Origin of the sequence: Spirillospora sp. NPDC048911 (assembly GCF_043198015.1) — a bacterium.
Taxonomy (GTDB): domain Bacteria; phylum Actinomycetota; class Actinomycetes; order Streptosporangiales; family Streptosporangiaceae; genus Spirillospora.
The window spans coordinates 17,972-30,501 of record NZ_JBICUD010000019.1 but is presented as its reverse complement, the minus strand read 5'-3'; the positions used below and the strand labels follow the sequence as shown (position 1 = coordinate 30,501).

At 69.7% G+C, this 12,530-nt stretch carries 14 protein-coding genes; 7 read left to right on the top strand and 7 right to left on the bottom strand.

The genetic code is table 11. The annotated features are described in order from the left end of the window. Genes ACGFNU_RS49435 through ACGFNU_RS49420 form a run of 4 tightly spaced genes read left to right on the top strand, consistent with a single transcriptional unit; the run spans nucleotide 1 to nucleotide 4,509 of the window. The gene (locus ACGFNU_RS49435) at nucleotides 1-1,011 is read left to right on the top strand and encodes a carbohydrate ABC transporter permease (RefSeq protein WP_392603745.1); all 1,011 of its coding nucleotides are present in this window, start codon (nucleotides 1-3) and stop codon (nucleotides 1,009-1,011) included. Then, entirely contained in the window at nucleotides 1,008-1,838 is an 831-nt protein-coding gene (locus tag ACGFNU_RS49430; RefSeq protein WP_392603744.1) for a carbohydrate ABC transporter permease, read from the top strand. The genes ACGFNU_RS49435 and ACGFNU_RS49430 overlap by 4 nt, the downstream gene beginning before the upstream one ends. Nucleotides 1,839-1,846: 8 nt before the next feature. Then, nucleotides 1,847-3,472 (top strand): glycoside hydrolase family 13 protein, encoded by a 1,626-nt coding sequence (locus ACGFNU_RS49425; RefSeq protein WP_392603743.1) that lies wholly within the window; start codon nucleotides 1,847-1,849, stop codon nucleotides 3,470-3,472. Next, on the top strand, nucleotides 3,469-4,509 hold the full coding sequence (locus ACGFNU_RS49420) for a LacI family DNA-binding transcriptional regulator (RefSeq protein ID WP_392603742.1): 1,041 nt from the start codon (nucleotides 3,469-3,471) through the stop codon (nucleotides 4,507-4,509). Before ACGFNU_RS49425 ends, ACGFNU_RS49420 begins: the two co-directional genes overlap by 4 nt. Before the next feature lie 12 nt (nucleotides 4,510-4,521). Here the strand turns inward: ACGFNU_RS49420 and ACGFNU_RS49415 are convergent, their stop codons facing one another. From ACGFNU_RS49415 to ACGFNU_RS49405, 3 genes are all read right to left on the bottom strand, one after another. Continuing rightward, nucleotides 4,522-4,719: a hypothetical protein gene (locus ACGFNU_RS49415; protein WP_392603741.1), complete on the bottom strand. Its 198-nt coding sequence runs from the start codon at nucleotides 4,717-4,719 to the stop codon at nucleotides 4,522-4,524. Between the two features lie 87 nt (nucleotides 4,720-4,806). Next, the gene (locus tag ACGFNU_RS49410; RefSeq protein ID WP_392603740.1) at nucleotides 4,807-5,019 is read right to left on the bottom strand and encodes a hypothetical protein; all 213 of its coding nucleotides are present in this window, start codon (nucleotides 5,017-5,019) and stop codon (nucleotides 4,807-4,809) included. Nucleotides 5,020-5,137: 118 nt separating this feature from the next. Beyond that, a complete protein-coding gene (locus ACGFNU_RS49405) occupies nucleotides 5,138-5,923 on the bottom strand; it encodes an SAM-dependent methyltransferase (protein WP_392603739.1) in 786 nt (261 codons plus the stop codon). A gap of 129 nt (nucleotides 5,924-6,052) precedes the next feature. Between ACGFNU_RS49405 and ACGFNU_RS49400 the strand changes: the two genes are divergently transcribed. Continuing rightward, nucleotides 6,053-7,405 carry a cytochrome P450 gene (locus tag ACGFNU_RS49400; protein WP_392603738.1) on the top strand — a complete coding sequence of 451 codons (1,353 nt, stop codon included), beginning with the start codon at nucleotides 6,053-6,055 and terminating at the stop codon, nucleotides 7,403-7,405. On the opposite strand, the gene ACGFNU_RS49395 is transcribed toward ACGFNU_RS49400, so the two are convergent. Then, the gene (locus ACGFNU_RS49395; RefSeq protein WP_392603737.1) at nucleotides 7,402-8,313 is read right to left on the bottom strand and encodes an NAD(P)-dependent oxidoreductase; all 912 of its coding nucleotides are present in this window, start codon (nucleotides 8,311-8,313) and stop codon (nucleotides 7,402-7,404) included. The two genes, ACGFNU_RS49400 and ACGFNU_RS49395, sit on opposite strands and share 4 nt — an antisense overlap. Nucleotides 8,314-8,393: 80 nt before the next feature. Between ACGFNU_RS49395 and ACGFNU_RS49390 the strand changes: the two genes are divergently transcribed. Both ACGFNU_RS49390 and ACGFNU_RS49385 read left to right on the top strand, forming a co-directional pair. Beyond that, nucleotides 8,394-8,792: a MerR family transcriptional regulator gene (locus ACGFNU_RS49390; protein WP_392603736.1), complete on the top strand. Its 399-nt coding sequence runs from the start codon at nucleotides 8,394-8,396 to the stop codon at nucleotides 8,790-8,792. Between the two features lie 65 nt (nucleotides 8,793-8,857). Further along, nucleotides 8,858-9,178, top strand: coding sequence for an antibiotic biosynthesis monooxygenase family protein (locus ACGFNU_RS49385; RefSeq protein ID WP_392603735.1), 321 nt, complete (start codon nucleotides 8,858-8,860; stop codon nucleotides 9,176-9,178). Between the two features lie 227 nt (nucleotides 9,179-9,405). Here ACGFNU_RS49385 and ACGFNU_RS49380 read toward each other — a convergent pair whose 3' ends face one another. The 3 genes from ACGFNU_RS49380 to ACGFNU_RS49370 form a co-directional block, all read right to left on the bottom strand. Then, nucleotides 9,406-9,888: a hypothetical protein gene (locus ACGFNU_RS49380; protein ID WP_392603734.1), complete on the bottom strand. Its 483-nt coding sequence runs from the start codon at nucleotides 9,886-9,888 to the stop codon at nucleotides 9,406-9,408. 525 nt (nucleotides 9,889-10,413) lie between these two features. After that, nucleotides 10,414-10,848, bottom strand: coding sequence for a hypothetical protein (locus ACGFNU_RS49375; protein ID WP_392603733.1), 435 nt, complete (start codon nucleotides 10,846-10,848; stop codon nucleotides 10,414-10,416). Further along, a complete protein-coding gene (locus tag ACGFNU_RS49370; protein WP_392603732.1) occupies nucleotides 10,845-12,458 on the bottom strand; it encodes a CocE/NonD family hydrolase in 1,614 nt (537 codons plus the stop codon). Before ACGFNU_RS49370 ends, ACGFNU_RS49375 begins: the two co-directional genes overlap by 4 nt. Nucleotides 12,459-12,530 lie beyond the last annotated feature (72 nt).

The window sequence follows — 12,530 nt, the reverse complement described above, 5'->3', positions numbered from 1 at the left end:
ATGGCCACCACGTTCAAGAGCAAGACCGCCGCGCCGGCGCCCCTGGCCGCCGCGCGGCGGCGGAAGGGCGATCCGCAGGGGTCGGGGCGGATGGCCGCGCTCATGCTGTCGCCGACGTTGCTCGTGCTCGCGCTGGTCGTCGGCTACCCGGTGCTCGCCGGTTTCCGGGAGTCGCTGTACTCGCGCGGTCAGACCCTCGACGCGGACGGGTTCGTCGTCGAGGGCGAGAAGTTCGTCGGCGTCGACAACTACACCGCCATCTTCTCCGGCGACCGCGCCGACGCCTTCTGGAACGCCTTCTTCAACACGACCTTCTTCACGGTGACGACGGTCGTGCTGGAAACGGTGATCGGCGTCGCGATGGCCCTGATCATGCAGCAGGCGTTCCGCGGCCGCGCGCTCGTCCGCGCCGGCATCCTGGTGCCCTGGGCGATCCCCACCGCGATCTCCGGGCTGCTGTGGCGCTGGATCTTCCAGGCGGACGGAGCGTTCAACGCCCTCATCGGCCGGCAGGTGCTCTGGACCGCCGACGGCTCGGAGTCCAAGCTCGCGGTCATCATCGCCGAGGTCTGGAAGACCTCGCCGTTCATCGGCCTGCTGGTGCTCGCCGGGCTGCAGATGATCCCGCGCGAGGTGTACGAGGCGGCCAAGGTCGACGGGGCGGGGGCGGTGCAGCGGTTCGTCCGGATCACGCTGCCGCTCGTCAAGCCCGCCCTGCTGGTCGCGGTGCTGTTCCGGCTGCTGGACGTGCTGCGGATGTTCGACCTGCCCGCGGTGCTCATCGGGGTGAACAAGCGCTCCGTCGAGACACTGACGATGATCTCGTGGTTCGAGTCGAACAACCTGCGCTACGGCTCGGCCGCCGCGTACTCCACGATCCTGTTCCTCTACATCGCGCTCGTCGCCTACCTGTTCGTCAAGCTGCTCGGCGCCGACATCATCGGCCAGGCCCGTGACGTCAGGAAGCGGGAAGTCAGGAAGCGGGAAGCCGGGAAGAAGGGGAGAGCATGAGCTCCGTCGCCGCGCGCCGCGTCCTGGTGTACGCGGGAGTCGCCGTGGTGGCGGCCTACTGCCTCGCGCCGTTCTACTGGATGGTGGTCTCGGCGTTCCGGCGGCCGCAGGACCAGTTCGACAACTCGATCCTGCCGCGCCACTGGTCGGTGGAGAACTTCACCGCGGTGTTCGGCGGGAGCAACGGCTTCGACCGAGCCCTGCTCAACAGCCTCGTCGTGGCGGGCACCACCACGCTGCTCACCCTGCTGATCGGGACCGCCACCGCGTACGCGCTGGCCCGGCTGAGCTTCCGGGGCAAGAACATGTTCCTCGGGCTCATCATCGCCACGACGATGTTCCCCGGCATCTCGCAGCTCATCCCGCTGCTGAAGCTGTTCACCGACCTCAAGTGGATCAACACCTACCAGGCGATGGTGGTGCCCAGCCTCGGGTTCGCGCTGCCGCTGTGCATCTGGCTGCTCACGACGTTCTTCCGGCAGCTGCCGTTCGAGCTGGAGCAGGCGGCCATGGTGGACGGGTGCACGCGCGGTCAGGCGTTCCGGCGGATCATCGTGCCGCTCGCCGCGCCGGGCGTGTTCACGACGGCCATCATCACGTTCATGGCGGCATGGAACGAGTTCATCATCGCCCTGTCGATGACCACCGACAAGGAGATGCAGACCGCCACCGTGGCGATCTCCAAGTTCACCGGAGTGAGCGGCCAGGACCAGCCGTTCGGCACCCAGATGGCGGCCGGTGTGATCGTCACCGTCCCGCTGATCCTCCTGGTGCTCGTCTTCCAGCGCAGGATCGTCGCCGGGCTCACCGCCGGCGGCGTCAAGTAAGGACATCGATGACGCAGAACAGCACGGCCACGTCCACCGCCGCCGCCCCGCTCGCCGAGCGGACCAGGTGGTGGCGGGACGCGGTCATCTACCAGGTGTACGTCCGCAGCTTCGCCGACGGCGACGGCGACGGCATCGGCGACCTGCCGGGCATCCGCAGCCGGCTGCCCCACCTCGCCGAACTCGGGGTGGACGCGCTCTGGATCACCCCGTTCTACACCTCGCCCATGGCCGACTTCGGGTACGACGTCGCCGACTACCGCGACGTCGACCCGATCTTCGGCTCGCTCGACGACGCGCGGGCGCTGGTGCGCGACGCGCACGACTACGGGCTGCGGGTCATCGTGGACGTGGTGCCGAACCACAGCTCGGACATGCACGTGTGGTTCCGGGAGGCGCTGGAGGCGGCGCCGGGCGGCCCTGAACGCGCCCGCTACATCTTCCGCGACGGTCGCGGAGCGTGTGGCGAGGAGCCGCCGAACGACTGGGAGTCGGTGTTCGGAGGGCCCGCCTGGACGCGCGTTCCGGACGGCCAGTGGTACCTGCATCTGTTCGCTCCCGAGCAGCCTGACCTGAACTGGGACAACCCCGAGGTCCGCGCCGACTTCGAGGAGACCCTGCGCTTCTGGCTCGACCTCGGGGTGGACGGCTTCCGGGTCGACGTCGCGCACGGCATGGTCAAGGCGGACGGCCTGCCCGACGCGGGCTTCACCGACCAGATCGAGATGCTGGGCACGACCGTCCTGCCGTACTTCGACCAGGACGGCGTGCACGAGATCCACCGCTCCTGGCGGCGCCTGCTCGACTCCTACGCGGGCGAACGGATCGCCGTGGCGGAGGCGTGGGCGCCGTCGCAGGAGCGCTTGGCCGACTACGTGCGTCCGGACGAGATGCACCAGGCGTTCAACTTCGCCTACATGACCGCCGACTGGGACGTCCAGGCCAAGCGCGCGGTGATCGAGGAGTCGTTGCGCACCTTCGAACGGGTCGGGGCGCCGAGCACATGGGTGCTGTCCAATCACGATGTGAAACGGCACGTCACCCGCTACGGCGACGGCGAGGTCGGGATCCGGCGCGCCCGCGCGGCGGCGCTGCTGATGCTGGCGCTGCCCGGCTCGGCCTACATCTACCAGGGGGAGGAGCTGGGCCTGGCCGAGGTGCTCGACCTGCCCGAGGAGTACCTCCAGGACCCGCAGCGGAACCGCGACCCCGAGTCGGGACGGGACGGCTGCCGCGTGCCGATCCCGTGGTCCGGCGAGGCGCCGCCGTTCGGATTCGGGCCGGGCGGGAGCTGGCTGCCGATGCCCGGGCACTGGCGGGACCTCACCGTCGAACGGCAGGCCGCCGATCACGGCTCGATGCTCGCGCTCTACCGGACGGCTCTGCGGATCCGGCGCGAGCACCCGGCGCTCGGCGACGGCACGCTGCGCTGGCTGGTCGGGCCGCCCGGCACGCTCGTCTTCGAGCGCGAGACCGGCGACGCCCGTCTCACGTGCGCGGTCAACCTCGGCGACCGGAGCGTGCGCGTCCCCGCGTACGGGCGCGCGCTGCTGGCCAGCGGCCCCATCCGCCCGGACGGGGACTGCCTGGTGCTGCCGCCCGACACGGCCGTCTGGTACGAGGGCGACCGATGAGCCAGATGAGGCTGGCCGACATCGCCGCCCACGCGGGGGTCAGCGAGGCGACCGTCAGCCGGGTGCTCAACGGCAAACCGGGCGTGGCCGCCGCGACGCGGCAGGCGGTGCTCACCGCGCTGGACGTCCTCGGCTACGAGCGCCCGGCCCGGCTGCGCCAGCAGCGGGCCGGGCTGATCGGCCTCATCATCCCCGAGCTCACCAACCCGATCTTCCCCGCGTTCGCCCAGGTCATCGAGAACGCCCTCGCGCAGTCGGGGTACACGGCCGTGCTGTGCACGGTCACGCCCGGCGGGATCGGCGAGGACGACTACACCGAGCTCCTGCTCGACCGCGGCGTCGCGGGCATCGTCCTGCTCAGCGGCAAGCACGCCGACTCCGAGTCCGAGCCCGTCCGTTACACCCGGCTCATCGGCCGCGGGCTGCCGATCGTGCTGATCAACGGGTTCCGGCCCGACATCCCGGCGCCGTTCATCTCCAACGACGACACCGCGTCCCTGGAGATGGCCGTCGGGCACCTGGCCGCGCTCGGGCACCGGCGCATCGGGCTCGCGGTCGGCCAGTCGCGGTTCGTCCCGTCGATCCGCAAGACCGAGGGCTTCCGCCGGGGGATGCGAGAGCATCTCGGCACGACCGAGGTGGACGACCTCATCGTCAACACCCTCTTCACGGTCGAGGGCGGCCAGGCCGCGGCCCAGCAGCTCATCGACCGGGGCGCCACCGCCATCTGCTGCGGCAGCGACATCATCGCGATCGGAGCCATCCGCGGCGTCCGCCAGCGCGGGCTGCGCGTCCCCGAGGACGTCTCCGTGGTCGGCTTCGACGACTCCCCGATGACCGCGTACCTCGACCCGCCCCTCACCACGGTCCGCCAGCCCGTCCGCGAGATGGGCCTGGCCGCCGTGGCCTACCTGCTGGAGGAGATCGGCGGCACCCAGGCGCCCCGGACCGAGCTCCTCTACCGGCCGGAGCTCGTCGTGCGCCGGTCCACCGCGCCCCTGGCCACCCCGCTCACCGTCGTCGCCGGAGGATCATGACGGGATGGGCGGTCACTTGCTCGGCTCGGGCGCGTCGCAGGAGATCTTCGGGTTCACGCCGACGTAGTTGAGCGGCCCGGCGATGACGGTCACCACGATCGTCGCCAGGTTCGAGCAGTTGGTGTCGTCGTCGTCGAAGTACTTGCGCTGCCCGGCGGCGAGCGCGCCGATCACGAGCCAGATGACGAGCAGTGCCGTTCCGATCCGCATCGCTACCTCCGACCACCGGCTGCTGGGGGCGTGACGGATGTGCCCCCTGTGTTTGAGGACAAACCCGTTCACCAAGGCCGGACCGTGTCATTCCAGGTCAAGCTGCCGCCTCAGATGATCGCGCTCGATCTCCAGGCTCTCGATGAGCGCGGCCTGCTCCTCCCGGGAGCTCATCTCGGCGGCCGCGTCCCCGTAGTCCTTCGGCTCGTCGGTCGGCGGCCCGACTTCGCGCCGCAGCACGTCCAGCGTCCGCTCGACCTCCGCGAGCCGCTCACGGCCCCCGTCATCCCCAGCGCCCATACCGTCCCCCTCGTGCGATCGTGGCCCGGACCAGCGGTAACGTGCCAAGCCATCGCCCGTCCCCTTCCATGGACGGAACCCGGCGAAACGCTCCGCGCGTCCGGATCGCGGGGGAGACCTAGCCGAGCTTGCGGCCCACGCCCGCGTAGCACCACTGCGTCTCGGCGCCGGGCGGGGGGGTCGTGCCCGGCAGGGGACGCCACAGCGACAGGGTGGACAGGCCCGGCTCCACCAGCTCGAAGCCCTCGAACATCCGCATGACCTCGGCGCGGCTGCGCAGGGTGATCTGGGACGTGGCCTTCTCGTACACCGCGCCGGCTTCGCGGACCCGGCGGTCGGCGTCGAAGTCGGCGGTCACGTGCGACACCGTCAGGTAGCTGCCGGGCGCCATGGCGTCGCGCAGCCGCGCCGCGATCCCCGGGGGATCGTCGTCATCGCCGATGAAGTGCAGCACCGCCAGCATCAGCACGGCGATCGGCTGGTCGAAGTCGATGAGGGCGGTCGCCTCGGGATCGGTCAGGATGTCCTCGACCCGGCGGGCGTCCCCCTGGATGACGGCCACTCCGGGGGTGCTGGCGAGGATCGCGCGTCCGTGGGCCAGCACGATCGGGTCGACGTCCACGTACAGGACGCGGGAGTCCGGGGCGATGTGGTGCGCGATCTCGTGCACGTTGCCCTGGGTGGGCAGGCCCGAGCCGATGTCGACGAACTGCCGTACGCCGGACTCGGCCAGGAAACGCACCGCGCGCCCCAGGAAAGCACGGTTTTCCCGGGCCATGAACGGCGTGTCCGGAGCGTGCCGGACGACCTCGTCGACGGCCGCGCGGTCGGTGGCGTAGTTGTCCTTACCGCCCAGGAGGTAGTCGTACATCCGCGCGACGTTCGGTGTGCGCAGATCGACCATGTTTCATGTCCTCTCCCGGCCGCCACGACGCGGCTTCCAAACGCCAGCCATATCCGTAAATACCTGAGAGCATGCAAGCACAGCACCTATCTCGGGACAACCTAATCAATAACCCGACGCGGGAGTGTCATGCGAGGCGACGGTATTTCCCCGGCCCAGATTCCCGGTCCGCCCGCGGAGGGCGGTATCGAGGCCATCGTGGCGGCGGGAGGGCTGCACAACTACCAGCTGCGGTTGCACGCCGAGTACGGGCCGGTGGTGCGCTTTCCCCTGCCCGGCGCCGACCTGGCGGTGTCGGTCGCGGATCCGGTCCTGCTGGAGGCCACCGCGAAGATGAACAAGCGGCCTGAGAAGCTCTTCGAGTTCCTGACCCCGTTGCAGGAGTCGGGCAACCTGCAGACCATCCCGGCCGACGAGCACGTGCCGTGGCGCAAGGTGATGCTGTCGGTGCTGGCGGGCCGTCCCTCGCACGAGGCGCACTTCGCGCGTTTCACCGAGCTGACGGCCGAGATGGCCGATCGCTGGGCGGGACTGGCCTCCCCGGTCGAGCTGCAGAAGGACTTGAGCGAGCTCTCGCTGCGCATGATCTGCGAATACGCGCTGGGCAGCGGGCTGGAGTCCGAGGAGTCCGCAGGCCGGGTCGTGTCCGCGTTCGAGGACCTCCTCACCGAATACCTCGGGCGGCTGTACCAGCTGGAGACGCCGGGCACCGAGGAGGAACGCGCCGCCCGTGCCGAGGAGGCGCTGACCTACCTGCGCGCCACCGTCGACCAGGTGATCGCCGCGCATCGGGACCGTGACGGCGCCGTTCCTGACGACGCCGATCGCAGCGACCTGGTCGCGGCCCTGGCGGCTTCGGGGGAGACGCCGGCGCGGATCCGCGACACGGTGCTGATGACCTTGCTGGCCGCGCACCACACGACCGGCGTCGCCATCTCCTGGACGCTCTATCTGCTGGCCAGGCACCCGGACGTGGCCAAGCGCGTCAGCGACGAGGTGGACGTGGTCCTGGGCGACCGCGCCGTCCCCGAATACGGCGACCTCAAGCGGATGACCTACCTGGACATGGTGCTCCGGGAGGCGATGCGGCTGTACCCGCCGGGGCCTTACGGCGCGCGTGAGACCACCGAGGAACTGGTGCTCGGCGACTACACCGTTCCGGCGGGCACGACCATCTTCTATCCGTTCTGGGCCGTCCACATGAATCCCGAATACTGGCCCGACCCGGAAGTGTTCGACCCCGACCGCTTCACGCCGGAGGCGTCCGCCGGCCGTCCCCGTCTCGCCTACATTCCGTTCGGAATCGGTCCGCGCAGTTGCGAGGGCGCCGGCCTGGCAATGGTCGAGGCCGAACTCGTCCTTTCGGCTCTGCTCAAGCGTTTCGACTTCGAACTGGCATCCGACCAGTCGATTCAGCCGATCGAACGTTTCGTCCTGTGGGCGGCCGAGGACATCCGCATGAACCTGACTCCGCGCGCTTAGGACGCGCCGGCCCCGGCACGGCGGAACTGCTCGATCATCGCCGCGTAGCCGTCGCCGCCGCGCCCGGCGGCGACGGCACGGTCGGCCAGCGCCTTGACGAACCTCGGCAGCTCGGCGTTGACCCCGAGGGCGTCGCTCTCGTGGACGACGTGCTCCATCGCGGCCACGTGGGTGTCGAGCGTGGAATCGAGCGCCGGGTACTTGCCGTTGTCGATCTGCTGCGCGTAGCCGCTCAGCCAGCCGGTCACGGTCTCGATCCCCATCGTGGCGAGCGGGGTGAAGCTCGTGGCGTCCACCCCCGCCGTGCCGACCAGGGCGGCACCGTGCAGGAAGCCGTTCAGGACACTCCACATCAAGCTCAGCACGGCGACCTCATGGAGCGCGGAGAGCCCGTGGTCGTCGCCGAGGTGCATCGCCGCGCCCAGCTCCGCCAGCGTCGCCTCGTGCGCGTCGAAGGCCGATCGTGGCCCGCTGTAGACGATGGCGGAGTCCGCCGTGCCGATGCCCTCGGGGACGGCCATGATCGCGCCATCGAGATAGGCGGCGCCCTGGCGTTCGGCCCACGCGGCGGTCTCCCGCGCCTGGGCCGAGGTGCCCGAGGACAGATTAACCAGGACGCGGCCTTCCAGGACGCGGCCGTTCGCGTCCTGGCCGTCTGAGGCCTCGCCCAGCGACAACTCGTGCAGTGCGTCGTAGTCCGAGACGCACACGACCACCAGCGGGCTGGCCGCGACGGCCTCGCCCACCGAGCCGGCGAGCTCGGCGCCCTCCGCGACGAGCCGGTCGGCCTTGGCCGCCGTGCGATTCCATACCGTCGTGGGATGACCCTCCCGCAGGAACGCTCCGGCCAGCGCCTGGCCCATCATCCCCAGGCCGATGACCGTCACGGGAGTACGGCGATTCTCCATCATGTGCCCCTCTAGTGCGTTTGGCAGTGATGGCAGAATCATCAACGTTCATACCGATATGAAGGTCAAGGGGAGCGAGCGTGCTGATCGGGGAACTGAGCCGCCGGACCGGAGTCCACACGCATCAACTGCGCTACTACGAGTCCCAGGGACTGCTCGAACCCGGCCGAGGCGCCAACGGCTACCGCGAGTACCCCGACGACGCCATCGTGACCGTGACCCAGATCAGGAAGCTGCTCCAGGCCGGGCTCTCCACCCAGGAGATCGGGTACATGCTTCCCTGCGCCACCGGCGCCGGCCCCGACCTCGAACCGTGCCCGGAGCTCGTGGCCACGCTGCGGACGCGCCTGGGCGGGCTGGACGAGCAGATCGACACCCTCGTCCGGACGCGCCAGGCCCTGCACGACTACATCGACGCCACCGAGCGGTGGGTCGTCCAGCAGACCCGAGCGTGCGACACCCCGCCACCCGGCGGATAATCCCTCCCGTTATGGGCCCGGCATCAGTACCATCGGCCCATAACGATCCTTACAGGGGAGTATCCGTGGCGCGTCCCGAGCCTCCGTACATCGCCGTCTTCATCACCTCGACCCTCTCCGACGACCTCGACGGCTATGACGAGCTGAACGACCAGATGGTGAAGCTCTCCGAAGAGCAGCCCGGCTACCTGGGGCGCGAATCGTTGCCGGGCGAGGCGAACGAGGAACGCGTCGTCATCTACTGGGCCGACCAGGAGTCCCTCAAGGGCTGGCGCCTGCACCCCGACCACCAGGTCGCGATGCGCGCCGGCCGCGAGCGGTATTACGACTCGTACGACATCCGCGTCACCAGGGTCGAACGCGAGTACGGCTTCCGCCGCGACTAGAACCGGTTCATATATGCGGCCGCGCATGGGAGTGGGCGACCACGGAACTGTCGGCTCAATGGCCGACTCGTTTGCCCGGCCTATTGAGCTCTTTAATGGAGGTGCCGGCGTGCCCCTGTGCAATTCGCCGGCACGGGTGGCCCAGGGCCGTGACCCCGGAAAGAGGCAGCCGGGGTCACGGCGGTGGGGGCGGGGTTCAGCTCGCGCGTCCGGTCAACTCCAGATCTCTAGGAGAAGACGTAGTTGGCGGTGAGCTTGGCCGTGGAGGGGCAGAGGAAGCTGCCGCTGATCTTGGAGACGGGCGCGTCCTTGAAGCTGACGGTGACCGGCAGCGGGCCAACGGGGTAGGTGCCGGACAGGCTGCCGCCGTAGACGCAGCCGGCCGCACTGATCCGGAAGCCGGAGATGGTGACGTTGCCGCCGGCGAGCGAGCCGGTCCACGGGAAGTTGGAGGCGGTGACGGTGACGCCGCAGCCGCCGACGGAGGCCGTGGTGATGGAGAGCGCGCCGCTGACGTCGTCGAGGGTGCCGGTCAGGGTGGAGCTCGTGCAGGTGAAGTTGAGGCCCGCGTTGATCGTCATGTTGCCGGAGAGGGTGGCGCTGATGGGAACGACGGCCTCGGCGTGGGCGGGGGCGGTGGAGACGGCGACGGCACAGGCGGCGGCGACTGTGGCCGCGGACACCGCGGCCAGCTTCTTGGTGCGGGACAAGGAAGTCCTCGTTTCAGGAAGGGTGGGCGTCGCGCCAGCGCCCAGGGGGTGGGATGGAGGCCGGTGAATTCGATGGGCCGCGCCGCCCCTGTCGAATGGGCGTCGAAGGCACCGCGAATCCAGGACCCAGGAGACGGAACCGGCTTTCTGTTTCGACATGAGGTTCCGGTCACCAAGTAGAACGCGTTCTATGGAGAAGGTATGTAATAGCCCCCGGTCGGTCAATAGTCAACGGGGTTCCAATTTGGACGGATCGGGTCATCGGTCGCAGGAGTGCTTTCGCGGGCACCGTTCGGACTGGTAAGCGTGAGAAGCTGATCACGTTCGGTCGACCATCGGTGCGGGCTGTATTCGCAACATCACCACAAGTGGTGAGCGGCGGTAAATCCTGGCTAGAACCTGTTATATGTAGTTTTCATTTGGTTTTCTTTTTGACCTGCTTATAGGCCGTCCCATTTTGACGGACGGCCGGGATGCGGTTCGCCGGTCAAGATCTCTAGCAGGTGAAGGGGCGCAGGGCGCGGGTCATGCCGGGCGCCATGAACAGCCGCGCGAACGGTCGCCTTGCCCCGGCACTGCCCGACGGCCGCGTTCGTCAGGAGCGGCAGCTTGGCCGCCGGGACGATCGGCTCTGAGTTGTTCCCGGCGTTGTGATGGCATCCAGACCTCGAAGCCGATCTTTGAGTCCGGCACCGGCCGGGCCACGCCGTGGACCCGGCAGAACGCGGGCACCGACGGCAGGACCCGGCCGTCGGGAGCGGTGTACCGGCCCGCGGGGACCTGCTCGGCGATGGTGACCGTCGCATCGGGCAGCGACGCGGAGGCCAGGCGTTCGCACGCCCGGTCGGCGGCCCCGGCTGTCGCGGACGTTGCGGCGGGCCGGGCCGTGGCCGTCGCGGTGGGTGCGTGCACGACGATCGTCGCTAGCAGCAGTGCGAACGCGGCCGTGAGCCTGTTCATCTCGAGTCCTCGGGCAGGACGGTCAGTTCGGCGTAGGAGCCGCGAGCGCCGACCTTGAGGCCGATCCGTCCGGCCGGGGCGTCGGAGTCGATCTCCGGGTAGTCGTCGCTGGACACGGTGACGCGGAGCCGGTGCCCGCTCTTCAGCCGGTAGTGGGTGGGCCACACGTGCACCCGCAGATCGTTGGTCAGGCCCGGGACGACGGGGACCGAGCGGCGATGCCCGAAGCGGTGGCTCGCCTTGAGCCAGCCTTCGGTCACCCTCGTCGCGGTGCCGTCGGGGGCGACGTCGGACACGACGATCGCGATGTTGCCGTCCCGGGCGGTGAACGACGCCTTGACGGTGGTCTCGATGTCACCGGCCAGCACGACGTCACGTCGGAGCGGGTCGGTTTGGAAGACGAGCCGTTCGTCAGGGGTGGCGGGTGTCTGTTCGGTGTTGACGGTGAATCCGGCCGTGCCGGTACGTCCGGGAGCCTGGCGGAGGCCGCCGTCCCGCGTGAACGCGAGGCGCAGGGAGCGCGCCCCGGGCGGTGGCCAGTCGGGATACTGCCGCCATCCCGCACCCGCGCCCGGGCCGGGGGTCTCGTACGAGGTGATCTTCGCGCGGGGGAGCGGGGCGGCGCGGTCGTGCCGCAGCCACCGGTCCCACCAGGCGAGATAGGCGCCGGGACCGATGTCGGCGTACTGCTTCGCGGGGTAGCCGTGTTGCCAGGGCCCCGAGACCATCCAGACGTTCTCCTTGCGGGCCAGATAGTTCTTGACCATGCCGTCGCGGTAGCGGTCGTACCAGCCGTTGATCTCCAGGGTCGGGACGGTGAGCCGGTTCCGGCGCGACGCCACGCTGCGGTCCTGCCAGAAGCGGTCGTAGCGCGGGTGCGCGGCGTAGGTGGTCAGGGTCTCCGGGGCCACGGACTGCTGCCATGGGCGGATCCGGGCCGAGTAGACGCCGCCCCGGTAGATCGTGTTCTCGTACCAGTCGCTGAGCCCGTTCACCGGGATGATGGCCTTGAGGTGCGGCGGCCGGTTCACCGCGACCAGCAGGGACGAGTGGCCGCCGTAGCTGACGCCCATCTGGCCGATGTCGCCGGTCGACCACGGCTGCGCGGCGAGCCACTCGATGACGTCGTAGTTGTCGCGCTGTTCCTGCGGGCCGAACGGATCGATGCGGCCGGGTGACTCACCCGAGCCGCGCGTACGGCACACCAGGCCGTTGTAGCCGCGCTGGGCGAAGTAGCCCGCCTGCGCGCCGAACCCCTCGGCCTGGTCGGCGTAGGCGGTGTAGTCGAGGACGATGCCGGGACGGCGGCCCGGAGCGGGGCCCGCCGAGCCGCCCGGCCGGTAGAGGTCGCAGTCGATGAAGCCGCCGTCGCGCACGGGAACGCGCACGTCCGCGCGGTCGACGCCGTACTGCGCGGGCCGGTCGTACGTGAAGAACGGGTCGTCCATGACGTTGGATGCCTGGGGAGAGGTGCCGGCGGCGGGGGCGGGCCCGGCGGTCACCGCCGTGAGCGTGGCCGCCGTGGCGACCGCCGCGGCAGCCAGAGCGCCCTGTCGCAGGCGACGGCTCGGATAGATCGTTCCCTGGCCGGTCGGGGGACGCGCTCGCATCGTTTCGGCCTCCTCGCTGATCGCGTGACACCCGGCGTCCGGGTCCGCACGGACCATAGATTCGGCTGCGGC